Annotated in this window: 11 protein-coding genes, 1 tRNA gene and 3 rRNA genes; 3 read left to right on the top strand and 12 right to left on the bottom strand. The window is 55.8% G+C overall.

The genetic code is table 11. The annotated features are described in order from the left end of the window. Positions 1–18: 18 nt before the first annotated feature. Positions 19–3,702 (bottom strand): methionine synthase, encoded by a 3,684-nt coding sequence (gene metH, locus ACR42C_RS01165; RefSeq protein ID WP_192984278.1) that lies wholly within the window; start codon positions 3,700–3,702, stop codon positions 19–21. A gap of 193 nt (positions 3,703–3,895) precedes the next feature. Between metH and iclR the strand changes: the two genes are divergently transcribed. Further along, entirely contained in the window at positions 3,896–4,723 is an 828-nt protein-coding gene (iclR, locus tag ACR42C_RS01160) for a glyoxylate bypass operon transcriptional repressor IclR (RefSeq protein WP_125915538.1), read from the top strand. A gap of 22 nt (positions 4,724–4,745) precedes the next feature. Here iclR and aceK read toward each other — a convergent pair whose 3' ends face one another. The 8 genes from aceK to ACR42C_RS01120 all read right to left on the bottom strand — a co-directional run bounded on the left by aceK (position 4,746) and on the right by ACR42C_RS01120 (position 15,838). Beyond that, positions 4,746–6,497, bottom strand: coding sequence for a bifunctional isocitrate dehydrogenase kinase/phosphatase (aceK, locus tag ACR42C_RS01155; RefSeq protein ID WP_479984653.1), 1,752 nt, complete (start codon positions 6,495–6,497; stop codon positions 4,746–4,748). Positions 6,498–6,545: 48 nt separating this feature from the next. After that, the gene (gene aceA / locus ACR42C_RS01150; protein WP_479984652.1) at positions 6,546–7,850 is read right to left on the bottom strand and encodes an isocitrate lyase; all 1,305 of its coding nucleotides are present in this window, start codon (positions 7,848–7,850) and stop codon (positions 6,546–6,548) included. A gap of 31 nt (positions 7,851–7,881) precedes the next feature. After that, positions 7,882–9,483 carry a malate synthase A gene (gene aceB / locus ACR42C_RS01145; RefSeq protein WP_163330881.1) on the bottom strand — a complete coding sequence of 534 codons (1,602 nt, stop codon included), beginning with the start codon at positions 9,481–9,483 and terminating at the stop codon, positions 7,882–7,884. A 270-nt stretch (positions 9,484–9,753) separates the two neighbouring features. After that, positions 9,754–10,683 (bottom strand): homoserine O-acetyltransferase MetA, encoded by a 930-nt coding sequence (metA, locus tag ACR42C_RS01140; RefSeq protein ID WP_151413575.1) that lies wholly within the window; start codon positions 10,681–10,683, stop codon positions 9,754–9,756. Positions 10,684–10,860: 177 nt separating this feature from the next. Beyond that, a 5S ribosomal RNA gene (rrf, locus tag ACR42C_RS01135) occupies positions 10,861–10,976 on the bottom strand. Positions 10,977–11,050: 74 nt separating this feature from the next. Further along, positions 11,051–13,955: ribosomal RNA gene (locus ACR42C_RS01130) — 23S ribosomal RNA — on the bottom strand. Positions 13,956–14,137: 182 nt separating this feature from the next. Beyond that, a tRNA-Glu gene (locus tag ACR42C_RS01125) sits at positions 14,138–14,213 on the bottom strand. 85 nt (positions 14,214–14,298) lie between these two features. Further along, a 16S ribosomal RNA gene (locus ACR42C_RS01120) occupies positions 14,299–15,838 on the bottom strand. Together the 16S, 23S and 5S rRNA genes with 1 tRNA gene alongside form the textbook arrangement of a ribosomal RNA operon. A 562-nt stretch (positions 15,839–16,400) precedes the next feature. Here ACR42C_RS01120 and purH point away from each other — a divergent pair. Both purH and purD read left to right on the top strand, forming a co-directional pair. Further along, the gene (gene purH, locus ACR42C_RS01115; RefSeq protein ID WP_479984651.1) at positions 16,401–17,990 is read left to right on the top strand and encodes a bifunctional phosphoribosylaminoimidazolecarboxamide formyltransferase/IMP cyclohydrolase; all 1,590 of its coding nucleotides are present in this window, start codon (positions 16,401–16,403) and stop codon (positions 17,988–17,990) included. 15 nt (positions 17,991–18,005) lie between these two features. After that, a complete protein-coding gene (purD, locus tag ACR42C_RS01110; protein ID WP_316380455.1) occupies positions 18,006–19,298 on the top strand; it encodes a phosphoribosylamine--glycine ligase in 1,293 nt (430 codons plus the stop codon). Between the two features lie 49 nt (positions 19,299–19,347). Here purD and ACR42C_RS01105 read toward each other — a convergent pair whose 3' ends face one another. The 3 genes from ACR42C_RS01105 to ACR42C_RS01095 form a co-directional block, all read right to left on the bottom strand. Further along, positions 19,348–20,040: a DUF1481 domain-containing protein gene (locus tag ACR42C_RS01105; RefSeq protein ID WP_302221391.1), complete on the bottom strand. Its 693-nt coding sequence runs from the start codon at positions 20,038–20,040 to the stop codon at positions 19,348–19,350. 11 nt (positions 20,041–20,051) lie between these two features. Next, positions 20,052–20,324, bottom strand: a complete 273-nt coding sequence (gene hupA / locus ACR42C_RS01100) for a nucleoid-associated protein HU-alpha (RefSeq protein ID WP_002445246.1) — start codon at positions 20,322–20,324, stop codon at positions 20,052–20,054. Positions 20,325–20,510: 186 nt separating this feature from the next. Beyond that, positions 20,511–21,101: a YjaG family protein gene (locus tag ACR42C_RS01095; protein ID WP_116344068.1), complete on the bottom strand. Its 591-nt coding sequence runs from the start codon at positions 21,099–21,101 to the stop codon at positions 20,511–20,513. Between the last annotated feature and the right edge of the window lie 12 nt (positions 21,102–21,113).

Genomic DNA, 21,113 nt, shown 5'->3' with positions numbered 1-21,113 from the left:
TTGTAAGGAAAAGTGACGTTAGTCCGCGTCGTAGCCCAGATTCGGCGCCAGCCAGCGCTCGACGTCTGACACGCTCATGCCTTTGCGCAGGGCGTAATCTTCGATCTGATCCCGCTGCAGTTGCGCCACGGCGAAGTACTTGCTGTCCGGATGGCTAAAGTACCAGCCGGACACGGACGCGCCCGGCCACATGGCGAACGATTCGGTAAGCTTCATGCCGGTATGGGCTTCTACGTCCAGCAGTTTCCAGATGGTGCCTTTTTCGGTGTGCTCCGGGCAGGCCGGATAGCCCGGCGCAGGGCGAATGCCCTGGTAGTTTTCACGGATCAGCTCCTCGTTGCTGAGGTTCTCATTCGCCGCATAGCCCCAGTGCACCTTGCGCACGCGCTCGTGGAGGTACTCGGCGAACGCTTCCGCCAGGCGATCGGCAATCGCTTTCACCATGATTTTATTGTAATCATCGTGCTGCGCTTCAAACGCGTTCGCCAGGGCGTCTTCTTCCAGCCCGCCGGTTACCGCAAACGCACCGATATAGTCGGCTTTCCCGCTCAGCTTCGGCGCGACGAAATCCGCCAGGCAGTAGTTGGCAAAGCCCACTTTTTCGGTTTGCTGGCGCAGATGGCGGCTGACCGCCAGCACGTGGGTGCGGGTTTCATCGCGGTAGATTTCCACGTCATCGCCCACGCGGTTCGCCGGGAACAGGCCCACCACGCCGCGCGGGTTGAGGGTTTTCTCTGCGCTCAGCGTGTCGAGCATGTCGTTGGCATCTTTAAACAGGCGCTTCGCCTCCTCGCCTACCACCTCATCTTCCAGGATGCGCGGATATTTGCCCGCCAACGACCAGGTCATAAAGAACGGCGTCCAGTCGATGTAGTTACGCAGCGTTTCGATGCTGGCCGTCACGTCCTGCACACCCAGACGGTGCGCGACCGGTGGCGTATAGCTGGACCAGTCAAAGGCCAGATCGTTATCGCGCGCCGCCTGAAGTGAAACAGGCGGGGTGCGCGGTTTCTTACGTCCGTGCTGGATGCGGACGGTTTCGTACTCTTTGCGGGTGCGCGCCACAAAGTCGTCGCGCTGGGCGTCGGAGAGCAGCGCGGAGACCACGCCCACCGTGCGCGAGGCGTTCTGCACGTAGACCGTCGGGCCGCTGTAGTTCTGCTCGATTTTCACCGCCGTGTGCGCTTTCGAGGTGGTCGCCCCGCCAATCAATAACGGAATGGTGAAGCCCTGACGCTCCATCTCCTTAGCCACGTTGACCATCTCGTCCAGCGACGGGGTGATCAGCCCGGAGAGACCAATCAGGTCGGCGTTCACTTCGCGCGCGGTCTTGAGAATTTTATCCGCCGGGACCATCACGCCGAGGTCGATAATTTCGTAGTTATTACACTGCAGCACCACGCCGACGATATTTTTGCCAATGTCGTGCACGTCACCCTTCACGGTGGCGATAACCATTTTACCGTTGCTGGAGCCTTTCTCTTTGCTGGCTTCGATAAACGGTTCCAGATAGGCGACGGCCTGCTTCATGACGCGGGCGGATTTCACCACCTGCGGCAGGAACATTTTGCCCTCGCCGAAGAGATCGCCGACCACGTTCATGCCGTCCATCAGCGGGCCTTCAATCACTTCAATCGGACGGGCTGCCTGCTGACGCGCTTCCTCGGTATCCTGCTCAATGAACTCGGTAATCCCTTTCACCAGCGAGTATTCCAGACGCTTTTTCACGTCCCAGGAGCGCCATTCGGCCTGCTGAACGTTGGCTGCGTCATCCGACTTGCTGCCACGGTATTTTTCGGCCAAATCCAGCAACCGCTCGGTCGCGTCGTCGCGGCGGTTAAGGATCACGTCCTCGACGGCGTCGCGCAGCTCGGCAGGGAGGTCGTCATAAATCGCCAGCTGTCCGGCGTTGACGATCCCCATGTCCATCCCGTTGCGGATGGCGTAATAGAGGAACACGGCGTGGATCGCTTCTCGCACCGGATCGTTGCCGCGGAACGAGAACGACACGTTCGACACACCGCCGGAGATCAGCGCATGCGGCAGCTCGCGTTTAATATCTTCACACGCCCCGATAAAGTCCTGGGCGTAGTTATTGTGCTCTTCAATCCCGGTCGCGACGGCGAAGATGTTCGGGTCAAAGATGATGTCTTCCGGCGGGAAGCCCACCTCTTCGGTCAAAATCTTGTAAGCGCGGCGGCAAATCTCGATTTTGCGCTCGCGGGTATCCGCCTGGCCCACTTCGTCGAAGGCCATCACTACCACGGCGGCACCGTAGCGGCGGACCATCTTCGCGTGGTGGATAAAGATATCAACGCCTTCTTTCATCGAGATAGAGTTGACGATGCCTTTACCCTGAATGCACTTCAGCCCTTTTTCGATGACTTCCCACTTGGAGGAGTCGATCATGATCGGCACGCGGGCGATGTCCGGCTCACCGGCGATCAGGTTGAGGAAACGCACCATCGCCGCTTCGGCGTCGAGCATCCCCTCGTCCATGTTGATATCGATAATCTGTGCGCCGCTTTCCACCTGCTGGCGGGCAACGTCCAGCGCCTCGCTGTACTTCTCTTCTTTGATCAGACGCTTGAACTTTGCAGACCCGGTGACGTTAGTACGTTCACCCACGTTCACAAACAGGCTGTCGTCGCCGATGGTCAACGGCTCCAGGCCGGACAGACGACAGGCAACGGGAAGCTCGGGCAGCTTGCGTGGCGGAAGACCCGCTACCGCATGGCTCATGGCGGCGATGTGCTCCGGCGTGGTGCCGCAGCAGCCGCCGACGATATTCAGGAAGCCAGACTCGGCCCACTCGCGGATTTGCGCCGCCATAGTGTCGGCATCCAGATCGTATTCACCGAACGCGTTCGGCAGACCAGCGTTCGGGTGCGCGGTGACGTAGCATTCCGCGATGCGCGAAAGCTCCTGCACGTACTGGCGCAATTCGTCCGGCCCCAGCGCGCAGTTCAGGCCGAAGGAGAGCGCTTCAGCGTGACGCAGGGAGTTATAAAACGCTTCGGTTGTCTGGCCGGACAGGGTGCGGCCGGAGGCGTCGGTGATGGTGCCGGAAATCATGATCGGCAGGTCAACGCCCAGCGCCTCGAACTCCTCTTTCACCGCGTAAATCGCGGCCTTGGCGTTGAGGGTGTCGAATACGGTTTCAATCAGGATCAGGTCGGAACCACCTTCCACCAGCGCTTTGGTCGATTCACGGTAGGCGACAACCAGCTGGTCAAAGGTGATGTTGCGAAACGCCGGGTCGTTCACGTCCGGTGAAATCGACGCGGTGCGGTTCGTCGGGCCAAGCACCCCGGCAACGTAGCGCGGCTTATCCGGCGTGCGGGCCGTCCACTCGTCGGCGCAGGCGCGCGCCAGCTTCGCCGCTTCAAAGTTGATCTCCGCCGACAGGGATTCCATCTGGTAATCCGCCATGGCGATGGTTGTCGAGTTGAAGGTGTTGGTTTCAACGATATCCGCACCCGCTTCGAAGTAGGCGTTGTGGATATCCTTAATCACGGACGGCTTACTGAGCACCAGCAGGTCGTTGTTCCCTTTGAGGTCGCAGGGCCAGTCGGCAAAGCGCTCGCCGCGGAAATCGTCTTCGCTCAGACGATAGCCCTGGATCATGGTGCCCATGCCGCCGTCCAGCACCAGAATTCGTTCATTTAACTGCGCACGCAGTTGCTCTACTTTGCTGCTCACACTTGCTCCCGACAACGCTCAACAAGGCCAAAAGGCTGCGTTCCATACTGGCACAATCTCGCAGGGTGGAAAAGTCACACTGCGGTAACATGAGACATGTTCACCATCACTCCTCCGATCAGTCAGGAAAGCGGTTGCAAATCCACCAAATAAAACGAAAATGATTTCCACGATACAGAAAAAGGAGATCGTCATGGTCGCGACCGTTCCCGCTAAACGCGGCAGAAAACCTGCCGCCACCACTGCCGCACAACCTGGCGGACAGGTTCAGTCGCTCACGCGCGGTTTGAAGCTGCTGGAATGGATTGCCGAGTCGCACGGCAGCGTAGCCCTGACGGAGCTGGCCCAGCAGGCTGGCCTGCCGAACTCCACCACGCACCGCCTGCTGACCACCATGCAGCAGTTGGGCTTTGTCCGCCAGGTAGGCGAGCTGGGGCACTGGGCGGTGGGCGCACACGCGTTTATCGTGGGCAGCAGCTTCCTGCAGAGCCGTAACCTGCTGGCGATTGTGCATCCGATTCTGCGCAAGCTGATGGAGGAGTCCGGCGAGACGGTGAACCTGGCGGTGCTGGACCAGAGCGACCATCAGGCGATTATCATCGACCAGGTGCAGTGTACGCAACTGATGCGTATGTCCGCACCGATTGGCGGCAAACTGCCGATGCACGCCTCCGGTGCAGGGAAAGCGTTTCTGTCGCAGCTGAGCGAGGAGCAGGTGACGGGGCTGCTGCATCGTAAAGGTCTGCACGCCTACACCCACGCCACGCTGGTGTCGCCGGTGCATCTGAAAGAAGATCTGGCGTTAACCCGCAAGCGCGGCTATTCGTTTGATGATGAAGAACATGCCCTGGGCCTGCGCTGCCTGGCGTCCTGCATTTTTGACGAGCATCGCGAGCCGTTCGCCGCGATCTCAATCTCTGGCCCCATCTCACGTATGACCGACGACCGCGTGACCGAGTTGGGCGCGCTGGTGATTAAGGCGGCAAAAGAGGTGACGCTGGCGTACGGTGGGATTCGTTGAGATTGAGTGCGGCCTGATGCCCTCACCCCGGCCCTCTCCCACAGGGAGAGGGAGAAAACCGGATGCAAAACCGCTGCTTGCGGCGGTAGGCATACACATCTTCCACGTGCCCATTTTTGATCCGCGTTTGCAGCCCGCGCCAGTAGCTGGCGCGGAACAGATCGGCATGCATCTCTTCGAATAGCGGCCCGATGCGCGGGTCGGCACACAGCCAGTGGCGAAACTCCTCCGGAAACACATCTCCCGGTGAAACGCTGTACCAGGGCTCGCTGGACAGTTCGTCCTCCGGGTAACGGGGCGGCGGGATATCGCGGAAGTTCACTTCGGTCATGTAGCAAATTTCGTCGTAATCGTAGAACACTACCCGCCCGTGCCGGGTGACGCCGAAGTTTTTAAACAGCATGTCTCCCGGGAAAATATTGGCGGCGGCCAGCTGGCGAATCGCGTTGCCGTATTCTTCGATGGCATCCCGCAGCGCCTGACCTTCGGACTGCTCAAGCCAGATATTTAGCGGCACCATGCGGCGCTCAATGTAGAGATGGCTTATCACAATTTTGTCACCCAGATCGGTAATTTTCGCGGGCGCTTCCTGCATCAAAAGCGTCATCAGCGCCGGGTCGATCTGCTGTTTATCCAGCACAAAGTTTTCGAACTCCTGGGTATCCGCCATGCGCCCGACGCGATCGTGCTCTTTAACCAGCTGATAGCAAGCGCGGACGTGCGCGGCGGTCATCTCTTTCTGCGGCGCGAATCTGTCTTTAATCACCTTAAAGACCCGGTCAAAACCCGGCAGCGTAAACACCAGCATCACCATACCGCGAATGCCTGGCGCTTCGATAAACTGCTCGTCGGCCGTGGTGACGTAGCGCAAGTATTCCCGGTAGCTTTCCGTTTTGGCGTGCTTCTGGCAGCCAATCGCCATATACAGCTCGGCGGTGGTTTTACCGGGCAGGATCTCGCGCAGCCACTCCACCAGGGCGGCAGGCAGCGGGGCGTATACCATGAAATAGGAGCGGGCGAAGCCAAACACGATGCTGGCCTCGGCGCTGGTAGTCAGGCAGGTATCGACAAACAGTTCCCCGTCGTCGGTACGGTGGATCGGTAACAGAAACGGCACGATGGCCGTCGGCGTAACCAATTTGCCCACCAGCCAGGCGGCTTTATTACGGTAGAAAAGCTCGTTGGCAACCTGCAAATGGCTGCGGGTGAGCACCGCCTCGCCGAAAGTTTCATTGAGATGCGCGTGGATATAGCCGATATCCCGGGCTTTATTCTCCCAGGGCAGGCGCAGCGGCAAATCGGTTAATACGCGGTGCAGGAGCTTTTCCCATCCGCGATCGGGAAAGAAGTCTTTCGCCAGCGGACGCGGAATGGAACGAAAGCGTCGCTCCGGCTGGGAGCTAAAAATAAATAACCGCTCAGGAGATAACGAGCGGTGGTCAAATAACCGGCAATAGACGGAGTTGAAAAAGCTCTCCGCAATCTCGAAGCGAGGGTAGTCGGGTAACAGATGGGTGTAATGCTCTTTCACGCGCAGTAAAAATTCCGCGTCCGGGCTTTTATCGTCGGTAATACAGCGCAGCTGCTCCACCACCAGACCCACGTGGTGGTCATAAAGATGGATACGCTGCTTCATGGCCTGCTGAACCGCATGCCAGTCTGCATGTTCGAAGCGCTGCTGCGCGCCGGATGTCACTTCAAGAAAACGACCATACTGGGCATCAAAGCCCTGCAGTATGGTTTGGGCAATCAGCAATTCCAGGCCACGCGACATATATTCCCCTTACCCAACCCTCTCCCCAGAGGGGAGAGGGGGAAAAGATTAGAACTGTGCTTCTTCCGTTGACCCCGTTAAGGCGGTTACGGAGGAGGTGCCGCCCTGAATAATCGTGGTCACATTATCAAAGTAGCCGGTGCCCACCTCCTGCTGGTGAGACACGAAGGTGTAACCGTCTTTGCCCGCGGCAAATTCCGGCTGCTGCACCTTCTCAACGTAGTGCTTCATGCCCTCGCCCTGCGCATAGGCATGCGCCAGGTCGAACATGTTGAACCACATGCTGTGGATGCCTGCCAGGGTGATGAACTGGTATTTGTAGCCCATGTCGGAAAGCTGCTGCTGGAAGCTGGCGATCGTTTTGTCATCCAGCTTTTTCTGCCAGTTAAAGGACGGCGAGCAGTTATAGGCCAGCAGTTTTCCCGGGAACTTCGCGTGAATGGCGTCGGCAAAGCGTTTTGCCAGCGCCAGATCCGGCGTAGAGGTTTCACACCAGACCAGGTCCGCATAGGGGGCGTACGCCAGGCCGCGGCTGATCGCCTGTTCAATGCCGGCATGGGTGCGGTAGAAGCCTTCGCTGGTGCGCTCGCCGGTAATGAATTCGCTGTCGTACGGGTCGCAGTCAGAGGTGATCAGGTCCGCCGCGTCCGCATCGGTACGGGCAATCACCAGCGTCGGCACGCCGAGCACGTCAGCAGCCAGACGCGCGGCAACCAGCTTCTGCACGGCTTCCTGCGTTGGAACCAGCACCTTACCGCCCATGTGTCCGCACTTCTTCACCGATGCCAGTTGGTCTTCGAAGTGAACGGCCGCTGCACCGGCCTCAATCATCGATTTCATCAGCTCGAAGGCGTTCAGCACACCGCCGAAGCCCGCTTCCGCATCCGCGACGATCGGCAGGAAGTAGTCAGTAAAGCGCGGATCGCCAGGTTCGATACCGGCGGCCCACTGGATCTGATCCGCACGACGGAAGGTATTGTTGATCCGATCCACCACCGACGGCACGGAGTTAGCCGGATAGAGCGACTGATCCGGGTACATGCTGGACGCCAGGTTGGCGTCCGCCGCGACCTGCCAGCCGGAGAGGTAGATAGCTTCAATACCGGCCTTCGCCTGCTGCAGCGCCTGACCGCCGGTCAGCGCGCCGAGGCTATTGATGTAGCCTTTTTTAGAGCCGGCGTGCAGCAGCTTCCACATTTTCGCCGCACCGTTCTGTGCCAGCGTGCATTCCGGGTTGACCGAGCCGCGTAATTTCACCACTTCCTCCGCGCTGTAAGGACGGCGGATGCCTTCCCAGCGAGGTTGTGTCCACTCTTTCTTTAACTCTTCGATTTGTTGGGTACGGGTTTTCATGTGCAGATGCTCCATATTGTTATGTGGTGAGTTACGCCAGGAAGCGGTAGCCCGGCAGGGTCAGGAAGTCGATTAAGTCATCTGATGTGGTGATTTGCTCCATCAGGCGCGCGGCGTCATCAAAACGTCCGCTGCTGAAGCGGTGCTCACCCAGCTCGTCCTGGATCACCCGCATCTCTTCGGCCAGCATCTGGCGGAACAGCGCTTTTGTCACCGGCTTGCCGTTGCTGAGCGTTTTTTGATGGTGGATCCACTGCCAGATGGAGGTACGAGAGATTTCCGCCGTGGCGGCATCTTCCATCAGGCCGTAGATAGGCACGCAGCCGTTGCCGGAGATCCACGCCTCGATGTACTGGACCGCGACGCGGATATTGGCACGCATGCCCTCTTCCGTACGCTCACCTGCGCATGGCGCCAGCAGCTGTTCTTCAGCCGTTGGGGCATCTTCTTCGCGCGTGACAAACAGCTGGTTTTTGTTATCGCCGAGTACGCGGTTGAAGACCTCCATCGCCGTATCGGCCAGACCCGGATGTGCAATCCACGTGCCGTCGTGACCGTTACGGGCTTCAAGCTCTTTATCGGCTTTCACCTTGTTGAGCACCTGATTATTGCGCTCCGCGTCTTTGCTCGGGATAAAAGCCGCCATGCCGCCCATCGCAAAGGCGCCGCGCTTATGGCAGGTTTTGATCAGCAGACGCGAGTAGGCGCTCAGGAACGGTTTATCCATGGTCACAACCTGACGATCCGGCAGCACGCGATCGGGATAATTTTTGAGAGTTTTGATGTAGCTGAAGATATAGTCCCAGCGTCCACAGTTCAGGCCGACAATGTGATCGCGCAGGGCGTGCAGAATTTCATTCATCTGGAACACGGCAGGCAGCGTTTCAATCAGCAGCGTGGCCTTGATGGTGCCGCGCGGCAGGTTGAAACGATCTTCCGCGTAGCTGAATACTTCACTCCACCAGGCCGCTTCCTGCCAGGCCTGCGTTTTTGGCAGGTAGAAATAGGGACCGCTACCTTTTGCCAGCAGGTTTTTGTAGTTGTGGAAGAAATAGAGTGCGAAATCAAACAGGCTACCCGGAATGGCTTCCCCACGCCATGTGACATGTTTTTCAGGCAGGTGCAGACCGCGTACGCGACAGATCAGCACCGCCGGATTCGGTTTGAGCTGGTAGATTTTCCCGGCTTCGTTGGTATAGCTGATGGTGCCGTTCACGGCGTCGCGCAGGTTGATCTGCCCGTCGATAACTTTGTTCCAGTCTGGTGCCAGCGAGTCTTCAAAATCGGCCATAAAGACTTTAACGTTGGCGTTCATGGCGTTGATCACCATTTTGCGCTCTACCGGACCGGTGATCTCAACGCGACGATCCTGTAAATCTTCAGGGATGCCGCGGATTTTCCACTCACCGCGGCGAATGGAAGCGGTTTCCGAAATGAAGCCAGGCAACTTGCCATCGTCAATTTCCTGCTGCTGATGAATGCGTGCCGCCAGCAGCTTATTACGCTGTGGCGTAAAGCGGGTCACCAGTTCAGTCAGAAATTCTACCGCTTCCGCCGTCAACACTTGCTGTTCTTGCTCGCCATACGGCTGGGTAAAGGCCAGTTCATCGACCGTCGTTGCCTGTTGAGTCATTAATCTGCTCCTCATCAAAGATCCAAAATCACGCCCCCGATGCGAACGAAAGATCGTTGGGTAGTTTTCGCTCAGCAGAATTAAGACTATCTATATTTTTTCTAAAATCAAAAACAATTTCCATTTTAATTGTTTATCGCAATTAATTTATTGATTTAATTGGGATTAAAGTTGGATCGAACGATGAGTGATATTTCGGAAATAAAAAAGGCACCCGAAGATGCCTGATTTGAATAGCTGAAACGCTTTAGGATGGTTTAGTGCAGAAGATTACTCCAGCGTCGGATTCATGTGACGCAGATCGTATGGCGTTATCTGATAGACGTAATAGTTGAGCCAGTTGGTAAAAAGCAAATTCCCGTGACTGCGCCAGGTCGCTCTCGGTTTGTTTTGCGGGTCGTCTTTCGGGAAATAGTTGTACGGTACATCCGGATTAAGACCCGCTTCGACATCACGGAAATACTCTGATGCAAGGGTATGCGGATCGTACTCAGGATGCCCGGTCACGAATGCAATCCGTTTATCCTTGCTGGCAAACAGATAAGCATCTCCATCTTCCGTTTCGGCCAGGATCTCCAGATCGGTGTAGTCACGAATCAGCTGGGCCGGGAAGTCGGCGTATCGGGAATGCGGAGCCAGGAAGGAGTCGTCAAACCCACGCGTCAGCAGCGCGTGTGGATGAAGAATGTGGTGTTCGTATACGCCGGAGAGCTTTTCAGTGCGGGTCTGTTTGGGAATACCGTAGAGAATGTTGAGTGCAGCCTGTACCGCCCAACAGACAAACAGCGTAGACGTGACGTGATCTTTTGCCCACTCCAGCACCTGTTTGATCTGCGGCCAGTAGGCGACATCGTTAAATTCCACCAGGCCAAGCGGCGCGCCGGTTACAATCAGTCCGTCGAAGTTTTCCCCCTGAATATCTTCGAAGTTACAGTAGAAGTTATTCAGATGCTCAGAGGGCGTGTTACGTGACTCACGGGCATCAATACGCAGCAGCTGAATATCGACCTGCAGCGGGGAGTTCGACAGAAGACGCAGGAACTGGTTTTCTGTTTCGATCTTTTTTGGCATCAGATTGAGAATAAGCACCTTCAGCGGGCGAATTTCCTGACCTGTCGCACGCGAAGCCGTCATCACGAAGACGTTTTCTTCACGCAAGAAATTGACGGCTGGTAGCTCGTCCTGCACCCGAATCGGCATAACTTAATATCCTCACAGCATACGTATAAACGTTTAGACATCCAGATAGCTAACGATACCCAGAAACTATCGGAATGTCGAGCCTGCAAGCGTAAGGTGAGAAAGTTTCAGGAAGAGGGGTGAAAAACAAAAGCAAAAAACCCCGCACCTTACGGTACGGGGTTCTTCTTGATTGATGCCTGGCAGTTCCCTACTCTCACATGGGGAGACCCCACACTACCATCGGCGCTACGGCGTTTCACTTCTGAGTTCGGCATGGGGTCAGGTGGGACCACCGCGCTAAAGCCGCCAGGCAAATTCTGTTTAATCTGTATCAGGCTGAATATTGATTGTTCTGTCTCTTCCGCCAAAACACCTTCGGCGTTGTAAGGTTAAGCCTCACGGTTCATTAGTATCGGTTAGCTCAACGCATCGCTGCGCTTACACACCCGACCTATCAACGTCGTCGTCTTCAACGTTCCTTCAGGAGACTTAAAGTCTCAGGGAGAACTCATCTCGGGGCAAGTTTCGTGCTTAGATGCTTTCAGCACTTATCTCTTCCGCATTTAGCTACCGGGCAGTGCCATTGGCATGACAACCCGAACACCAGTGATGCGTCCACTCCGGTCCTCTCGTACTAGGAGCAGCCCCCCTCAATTCTCCAGCGCCCACGGCAGATAGGGACCGAACTGTCTCACGACGTTCTAAACCCAGCTCGCGTACCACTTTAAATGGCGAACAGCCATACCCTTGGGACCTACTTCAGCCCCAGGATGTGATGAGCCGACATCGAGGTGCCAAACACCGCCGTCGATATGAACTCTTGGGCGGTATCAGCCTGTTATCCCCGGAGTACCTTTTATCCGTTGAGCGATGGCCCTTCCATTCAGAACCACCGGATCACTATGACCTGCTTTCGCACCTGCTCGAGCCGTCACTCTCGCAGTCAAGCTAGCTTATGCCATTGCACTAACCTCCTGATGTCCGACCAGGATTAGCTAACCTTCGTGCTCCTCCGTTACTCTTTGGGAGGAGACCGCCCCAGTCAAACTACCCACCAGACACTGTCCGCAACCCGGATTACGGGTCCACGTTAGAACACCAGCCATTAAAGGGTGGTATTTCAAGGACGGCTCCACGCAGACTGGCGTCCACGCTTCAAAGCCTCCCACCTATCCTACACATCAAGGACCAGTGTTCAGTGTCAAGCTATAGTAAAGGTTCACGGGGTCTTTCCGTCTTGCCGCGGGTACACTGCATCTTCACAGCGAGTTCAATTTCACTGAGTCTCGGGTGGAGACAGCCTGGCCATCATTACGCCATTCGTGCAGGTCGGAACTTACCCGACAAGGAATTTCGCTACCTTAGGACCGTTATAGTTACGGCCGCCGTTTACCGGGGCTTCGATCAAGAGCTTCGCGTTGCCGCTAACCCCATCAATTAACCTTCCGGCACCGGGCAGGCGTCACACCGTATACGTCCACTTTCGTGTTTGCACAGTGCTGTGTTTTTAATAAACAGTTGCAGCCAGCTGGTATCTTCGACTGATTTCAGCTCCACCCGCAGGGGCTTCACCTACATATCAGCGTGCCTTCTCCCGAAGTTACGGCACCATTTTGCCTAGTTCCTTCACCCGAGTTCTCTCAAGCGCCTTGGTATTCTCTACCTGACCACCTGTGTCGGTTTGGGGTACGATTTCGTGTTACCTGATGCTTAGAGGCTTTTCCTGGAAGCAGGGCATTTATCACTTCAGCACCGTAGTGCCTCGTCATCACGCCTCAGTGTTAAAGTGAACCGGATTTGCCTGGAACACACACCTACACGCTTAAACCGGGACAACCGTCGCCCGGCTGACATAGCCTTCTCCGTCCCCCCTTCGCAGTAACACCAAGTACAGGAATATTAACCTGTTTCCCATCGACTACGCCTTTCGGCCTCGCCTTAGGGGTCGACTCACCCTGCCCCGATTAACGTTGGACAGGAACCCTTGGTCTTCCGGCGAGCGGGCTTTTCACCCGCTTTATCGTTACTTATGTCAGCATTCGCACTTCTGATACCTCCAGCAGCCCTCACAGGCCACCTTCGACGGCTTACAGAACGCTCCCCTACCCAACAACGCATAAGCGTCGCTGCCGCAGCTTCGGTGCATGGTTTAGCCCCGTTACATCTTCCGCGCAGGCCGACTCGACCAGTGAGCTATTACGCTTTCTTTAAATGATGGCTGCTTCTAAGCCAACATCCTGGCTGTCTGTGCCTTCCCACATCGTTTCCCACTTAACCATGACTTTGGGACCTTAGCTGGCGGTCTGGGTTGTTTCCCTCTTCACGACGGACGTTAGCACCCGCCGTGTGTCTCCCGTGATAACATTCTTCGGTATTCGTAGTTTGCATCGGGTTGGTAAGCCGGGATGGCCCCCTAGCCGAAACAGTGCTCTACCCCCGAAGATGAGTTCACGAGGCGCTACCTAAATAGCTTTCGGGGAGAACCAGCTATCTCCCGGTTTGATTGGCCTTTCACCCCCAGCCACAGGTCATCCGCTAATTTTTCAACATTAGTCGGTTCGGTCCTCCAGTTAGTGTTACCCAACCTTCAACCTGCCCATGGCTAGATCACCGGGTTTCGGGTCTATACCCTGCAACTTAACGCCCAGTTAAGACTCGGTTTCCCTTCGGCTCCCCTATACGGTTAACCTTGCTACAGAATATAAGTCGCTGACCCATTATACAAAAGGTACGCAGTCACACCACGAAGGTGCTCCCACTGCTTGTACGTACACGGTTTCAGGTTCTTTTTCACTCCCCTCGCCGGGGTTCTTTTCGCCTTTCCCTCACGGTACTGGTTCACTATCGGTCAGTCAGGAGTATTTAGCCTTGGAGGATGGTCCCCCCATATTCAGACAGGATACCACGTGTCCCGCCCTACTCTTCGAGTTCACAACCTGTGTGCTTTCGTGTACGGGACTGTCACCCTGTACCGTGCGACTTTCCAGACGCTTCCACTAACACACAAGCTGATTCAGACTCCGGGCTGCTCCCCGTTCGCTCGCCGCTACTGGGGGAATCTCGGTTGATTTCTTTTCCTCGGGGTACTTAGATGTTTCAGTTCCCCCGGTTCGCCTCGTTAACCTATGTATTCAGTTAACGATAGTGTGACGAATCACACTGGGTTTCCCCATTCGGACATCGCCGGGTCAAAGGTTCATATCACCTCGCCGGCGCTTTTCGCAGATTAGCACGTCCTTCATCGCCTCTGACTGCCAGGGCATCCACCGTGTACGCTTAGTCGCTTAACCTCACAACCCGAAGATGTTTCACTTCTGATTGCGAAAATTTGAGAGACTCGAACACACATAACATGTGTGTCGTTTCAATTTTCAGCTTGATCCAGATTTTTAAAGAGCAAATATCTCAAACATGACTCGTAAGTCAGTTTTGAGATATGACGGCAGGTGACTTTCACTCACGCACCAGCAAGTGGCGTCCCCTAGGGGATTCGAACCCCTGTTACCGCCGTGAAAGGGCGGTGTCCTGGGCCTCTAGACGAAGGGGACACTGAAGTCTCAATCGCAAGACGCCTTGCTGCTTACTTTTCATCAGACAATCTGTGTGAGCACTGCAAAGGCAGGTTCTTTAAGGTAAGGAGGTGATCCAACCGCAGGTTCCCCTACGGTTACCTTGTTACGACTTCACCCCAGTCATGAATCACAAAGTGGTAAGCGCCCTCCCGAAGGTTAAGCTACCTACTTCTTTTGCAACCCACTCCCATGGTGTGACGGGCGGTGTGTACAAGGCCCGGGAACGTATTCACCGTGGCATTCTGATCCACGATTACTAGCGATTCCGACTTCATGGAGTCGAGTTGCAGACTCCAATCCGGACTACGACGCACTTTATGAGGTCCGCTTGCTCTCGCGAGGTCGCTTCTCTTTGTATGCGCCATTGTAGCACGTGTGTAGCCCTACTCGTAAGGGCCATGATGACTTGACGTCATCCCCACCTTCCTCCAGTTTATCACTGGCAGTCTCCTTTGAGTTCCCGGCCTAACCGCTGGCAACAAAGGATAAGGGTTGCGCTCGTTGCGGGACTTAACCCAACATTTCACAACACGAGCTGACGACAGCCATGCAGCACCTGTCTCAGAGTTCCCGAAGGCACCAATCCATCTCTGGAAAGTTCTCTGGATGTCAAGAGTAGGTAAGGTTCTTCGCGTTGCATCGAATTAAACCACATGCTCCACCGCTTGTGCGGGCCCCCGTCAATTCATTTGAGTTTTAACCTTGCGGCCGTACTCCCCAGGCGGTCGACTTAACGCGTTAGCTCCGGAAGCCACGCCTCAAGGGCACAACCTCCAAGTCGACATCGTTTACGGCGTGGACTACCAGGGTATCTAATCCTGTTTGCTCCCCACGCTTTCGCACCTGAGCGTCAGTCTTTGTCCAGGGGGCCGCCTTCGCCACCGGTATTCCTCCAGATCTCTACGCATTTCACCGCTACACCTGGAATTCTACCCCCCTCTACAAGACTCTAGCCTGCCAGTTTCGAATGCAGTTCCCAGGTTGAGCCCGGGGATTTCACATCCGACTTGACAGACCGCCTGCGTGCGCTTTACGCCCAGTAATTCCGATTAACGCTTGCACCCTCCGTATTACCGCGGCTGCTGGCACGGAGTTAGCCGGTGCTTCTTCTGCGGGTAACGTCAATCGACAAGGTTATTAACCTTATCGCCTTCCTCCCCGCTGAAAGTACTTTACAACCCGAAGGCCTTCTTCATACACGCGGCATGGCTGCATCAGGCTTGCGCCCATTGTGCAATATTCCCCACTGCTGCCTCCCGTAGGAGTCTGGACCGTGTCTCAGTTCCAGTGTGGCTGGTCATCCTCTCAGACCAGCTAGGGATCGTCGCCTAGGTGAGCCGTTACCCCACCTACTAGCTAATCCCATCTGGGCACATCTGATGGCAAGAGGCCCGAAGGTCCCCCTCTTTGGTCTTGCGACGTTATGCGGTATTAGCTACCGTTTCCAGTAGTTATCCCCCTCCATCAGGCAGTTTCCCAGACATTACTCACCCGTCCGCCACTCGTCACCCGAGAGCAAGCTCTCTGTGCTACCGTTCGACTTGCATGTGTTAGGCCTGCCGCCAGCGTTCAATCTGAGCCATGATCAAACTCTTCAATTTAAGTTTGATGCTCGTGAATTAAACTTCGTAATGAATTACGTATGTTCACTCAGAGACTTGGTATTCATTTTTCGTCTTGCGACGTTAAGAATCCATGTCACTTTGAGTGCCCACACAGATTGTCTGATAAATTGTTAAAGAGCAGTGCAACGCGGCTTTCAGCTCACCGTTGCGAGGTGGCGTATATTACGCTTTCCTCTTTCAGAGTCAACCCGTTATTTCAGGATTTTTTCTCTTCAACCGAACCGCTTGTTGTGTGAAGTGATTCACATCCGCCGTGTCGATGGAGGCGCATTATAGGGAGTTCTCCGCAGGCCGCAACCGTTAAATAACAGAAAAATGACTGACTGCTGCATTCCACAGCAAAACCCCGCCTTATACCTTTTTACACACAGACTTATCCACAATGATACGAAAAAGTGAAAATATGCGAGCGTTGCGCAAACGTTTTCGTTAAAATGCTCGCGCTTAATAAGGATGCCCCGTCAGGTGTGTTAGATGAGTTTTTCACTGGAAAATTCATCTAACGCTCTCTGTAATCGTGAAATCCAGGGGATTTACCATGCAACAACGTCGTCCAGTCCGCCGCGCTCTGCTCAGTGTTTCTGATAAAGCCGGTATCGTCGAATTCGCTCAGGCACTTTCCGCACGCGGTGTGGAGCTGCTTTCCACAGGCGGTACCGCTCGCCTGTTAGCAGATAAAGGTCTGCCGGTAACCGAAGTGTCCGATTACACCGGTTTCCCGGAAATGATGGATGGACGCGTCAAAACCCTGCACCCGAAAGTACACGGCGGTATTCTTGGCCGTCGCGGTCAGGACGACGCCATTATGGAGCAGCATGACATCGCGCCAATCGACATGGTGGTTGTTAACCTCTACCCGTTTGCCCAAACCGTTGCCCGCGAAGGCTGTTCTCTTGAAGATGCCGTAGAGAATATTGATATCGGCGGCCCAACCATGGTGCGTTCCGCGGCCAAGAACCATAAAGATGTGGCCATCGTTGTAAAGAGCAGCGATTACGAAACCATTATTAATGAGATGGATGCCAACGAAGGGTCACTGACGCTTGAAACGCGTTTCGACCTCGCCATCAAAGCCTTCGAACACACCGCGGCGTACGACAGCATGATCGCCAACTACTTCGGTAGCCTGGTGCCGGCTTACCACGGTGAAAGCAAAGATCCTTCTGGCCGCTTCCCGCGCACCCTGAACCTGAACTTCATTAAGAAGCAGGATATGCGTTACGGTGAGAACAGCCACCAGCAGGCAGCCTTCTATATAGAAGAAGAGGTAAAAGAAGCCTCTGTTGCGACTGCCAAGCAGGTGCAGGGCAAAGCGCTCTCCTATAACAACATTGCCGACACAGACGCCGCGCTGGAGTGCGTGAAAGAGTTCAGCGAGCCGGCCTGCGTTATCGTCAAGCATGCGAACCCATGCGGCGTTGCCGTGAGCAACTCTATTCTGGATGCCTACGATCGCGCGTACAAAACCGACCCAACCTCCGCGTTCGGCGGCATTATCGCCTTCAACCGCGAGCTGGATGCTGAAACCGCACAGGCCATCATCTCCCGCCAGTTCGTTGAAGTGATCATCGCGCCGTCCGCATCCGAAGAAGCGCTGAAAATCACCGCGGCGAAACAGAACGTGCGCGTACTGGTTTGCGGCCAGTGGGCAGAACGCGTGCCGGGGCTGGACTTCAAGCGCGTGAACGGCGGTCTGCTGGTTCAGGACCGCGATCTGGGGATGGTGACAGAAGCCGACCTGCGCGTGGTGACTAAACGTCAGCCGAGCGAACAGGAACTGCGTGACGCGCTGTTCTGCTGGAAGGTCGCCAAGTTCGTCAAATCAAACGCCATTGTCTACGCCAAAGAGAACATGACCATCGGGATAGGCGCCGGCCAGATGAGCCGCGTTTACTCCGCGAAAATTGCGGGCATTAAAGCAGGCGATGAAGGTCTGGAAGTGAAAGGCTCCGCCATGGCTTCTGACGCCTTCTTCCCGTTCCGTGACGGTATCGACGCGGCTGCTGCTGTGGGCATCACCTGCGTGATCCAGCCTGGCGGCTCTATCCGCGACGACGAAGTGATTGCCGCCGCCGACGAACACGGCATCGCGATGATCTTCACCGACATGCGCCACTTCCGCCATTAATTCCCGGAGCTGAAAATGAAAGTATTAGTGATTGGTAACGGCGGGCGCGAACACGCTCTGGCGTGGAAAGCGGCGCAGTCTCCGCTGGTTGATACCGTCTTTGTGGCACCGGGTAACGCCGGTACCGCGCTGGAACCCGCGCTGCAGAACGTGGCTATCGGCGTGACCGATATCCCGGCGCTGCTGAGCTTTGCCCAGAGCGAGAAAATCGACCTGACGATTGTAGGCCCGGAAGCGCCGCTGGTGATTGGCGTCGTCGATGCCTTCCGCGCAGCCGGTCTGAAAATCTTCGGCCCAACGGAGGGTGCAGCCCAGCTGGAAGGCTCCAAAGCCTTCACCAAAGATTTCCTCGCGCGTCATAACATCCCGACGGCGGAATATCAGAACTTCACCGAAGTAGAGCCAGCCCTGGCCTACTTACGTGAAAAAGGCGCGCCGATTGTCATCAAGGCCGACGGTCTGGCCGCCGGGAAAGGTGTTATCGTCGCGATGACCCTCGAGGAAGCCGAAGCCGCTGTTCACGATATGCTGGCCGGCAACGCCTTTGGCGACGCGGGCCACCGCATCGTGATCGAAGAGTTCCTCGACGGTGAAGAGGCGAGTTTTATCGTGATGGTCGACGGCGAGCACGTTCTGCCGATGGCCACCAGCCAGGATCACAAGCGCGTGGGCAACGGCGATACCGGCCCGAATACCGGCGGGATGGGCGCCTACTCCCCTGCTCCGGTAGTGACTGACGAAGTGCACCAGCGCACCATGGACCGCATCATCTGGCCTACCGTGAAAGGGATGGCGGCGGAAGGCAATACCTACACTGGTTTCCTTTACGCAGGTCTGATGATCGACAAGCAGGGCAACCCGAAGGTGATTGAATTCAACTGCCGCTTCGGCGATCCGGAAACACAGCCTATCATGCTGCGCATGAAATCCGATCTGGTGGAACTGTGTCTGGCAGCCTGCGAAGGCAAGCTCGACGAGAAAACCTCAGAGTGGGACGAGCGCGCGTCTCTGGGCGTGGTGATTGCTGCGGGTGGGTATCCGGGTAGCTACAGCACCGGCGATGAAATCCACGGCCTGCCGCTGGAAGAAATTGACGGTGCGAAGGTGTTCCACGCCGGGACGAAGCTGGCTGACGACGATCGCGTCCTCACCAACGGTGGCCGCGTGCTGTGCGCCACCGCGCTGGGCCATACCGTGGCAGAAGCGCAGAAGCGCGCTTATGCGCTGATGGCGGATATTCACTGGGACGGCAGCTTCAGCCGCCAGGATATCGGTTATCGCGCGATTGCGCGTGAGCAGGGCGAGTAATTTCACACCCTCACCCTAACCCTCTCCCTCAAGGGAGAGGGAACTTAAATCAAAAACTTTTCTCTGTCGGCTGCCAGGTGCAGAAGTCTTCGTTCGCCACCAGCAGCAGCTGAGAGCCTTCCGGCGCTTCCAGCCACGCCACACTCACCTCCATTGATGAATGACGCTGACGGCGTTGAATATGTTCGGTCGCCCAGGATTCGAGCTCAGGCTTCACCGTCTGCCCTTCGCAGGTGGTCACCGTCCCATCGGTATGCCAGCGCCCCTGGCGCAGCACAACGCGTCCCAGACGCAGCGCGTCGCTTGTCTGGCGGATTTGTTCGGCACGGTAACGGTAGAGGGCGATTTGATCGCTGGAAAGCTGCTGTTTTTGACCGCCGACTTCACGCTGCATAAAGCTCAGCTCGCCATGGTCATCAAAACGCACTTTCACGTGTTCGGGGGTTTTGCTGTAGACGTTCAGTTCAATCAGCGACAGGTCATCTCCCTGCCAGCGATATTCCGCAGTCGACGTATTGCCGCTATGCCACGGGCTGAAGGCAGAAAGCAGATGCACTTCGCCACCGGAATCTTTGCGCCAGATCCTGACCGCCCCCTGGTTGTCCGCGTAACCGCTGGCGGTAAACGGAGGGAGGGAGGAATCGTGGCTACAGGCTGACAGCAACAGCACGCCTGCCAGCGCGAGCGTTCCACGCCAGAAAGACAAAAGGGGCGTTGCCGCCCCTTCGCTAAAACTGTTCACTGCCACGCGTCTTACTTAACAGCGTCTTTCAGTGCTTTACCAGAAACAAATGCCGGCACGTTAGCTGCGGCGATTTTGATTTCTTTACCGGTCTGCGGGTTGCGGCCAGTACGCTCAGCGCGGTGGTTCACTTTGAAGGTACCGAAACCAACCAGTTGTACAGCATCGCCTTCTTTCAGAGACTCAGTAATAGCAGCCAGGGTAGATTCCAGAGCAGCTTTAGCCTGCACTTTAGACAGATCAGCCTTGTCCGCAATTACATCAATCAGTTGAGTCTTGTTCATAAGTTATCCTTTCAATGTGTTTATCGCTTGCTAAGCATCGAGTGCGACGAAAATGCCAAAAAAGCACTCTCCTGCATACACGCACCGATAGCCACTTTTTTTCGCCCCCCAAATGTAGACCAGACGGGGGGCAGAAGGGAAGAGTCGAGGAGCGACAAAACAGGCGTTAAATCACGTTTTGTTGTCTCATTGGTTAAAAATTATACCAATATTGCTCTCACCGGCCTCACGTAAGTCCGCTCGCAGACCTTTGATCAGCTCAATATCGCGTTCTTCACACTCTGCCAGCAGGCGGAAAATTTCCCACTGGATGTCCCATTCTTGCTCTACGGCCGGATTGGCACGCAGCTCTTCGTCGGTCATTTCACGACCTGCCTGGGTCATCTCCAGCATGGCGACGGTGGTAATCGAGGCCTTACTGACTTCGATAGCGTGCTCCAGCGTTTCACCGCTCAGACGAGAGTGGAGCAGCTCGCTTAACGCGACGCAGGCATCAATCGCCGGATAAACTCCGTACAGGTCAAAATCATCCGCAACCGGGATCGCCTCTTCCAGCTTTTCCAGCTGAGAGTCGAAGTTCACCTTCGCGTCTTTCACCGTCAGCGTCTCCCAGATTAAATCCAGGATGCGGCGATAAATCTGGCCTTCGCCAAACTCCGTTTGCTTACAGAACGCGGCGTAGTTGGGATACATGCGCTCGCACAGGCAAGCCATAAACGTCACGTGCTGCCAGCTTTCCAGCTTCTCAAGGCGCAGATGAATCGGGTTTTGTAGCATGATGATGTCTCG

This window comes from Enterobacter sp. MG-EB028 (assembly GCF_056673305.1).
This window is presented reverse-complemented; position numbering and strand designations above follow the sequence as displayed.

Bases quoted from the DNA above. Each gene is read 5' to 3' on its own strand.
- iclR (WP_125915538.1), top strand. From the start codon at position 3,896: ATGGTCGCGACCGTTCCCGCTAAACGCGGCAGAAAACCTGCCGCCACC.
- aceK (WP_479984653.1), bottom strand. From the start codon at position 6,497: ATGTCGCGTGGCCTGGAATTGCTGATTGCCCAAACCATACTGCAGGGC.
- aceA (WP_479984652.1), bottom strand. From the start codon at position 7,850: ATGAAAACCCGTACCCAACAAATCGAAGAGTTAAAGAAAGAGTGGACA.
- aceB (WP_163330881.1), bottom strand. From the start codon at position 9,483: ATGACTCAACAGGCAACGACGGTCGATGAACTGGCCTTTACCCAGCCG.
- metA (WP_151413575.1), bottom strand. From the start codon at position 10,683: ATGCCGATTCGGGTGCAGGACGAGCTACCAGCCGTCAATTTCTTGCGT.
- purH (WP_479984651.1), top strand. From the start codon at position 16,401: ATGCAACAACGTCGTCCAGTCCGCCGCGCTCTGCTCAGTGTTTCTGAT.
- purD (WP_316380455.1), top strand. From the start codon at position 18,006: ATGAAAGTATTAGTGATTGGTAACGGCGGGCGCGAACACGCTCTGGCG.
- hupA (WP_002445246.1), bottom strand. From the start codon at position 20,324: ATGAACAAGACTCAACTGATTGATGTAATTGCGGACAAGGCTGATCTG.
- ACR42C_RS01095 (WP_116344068.1), bottom strand. From the start codon at position 21,101: ATGCTACAAAACCCGATTCATCTGCGCCTTGAGAAGCTGGAAAGCTGG.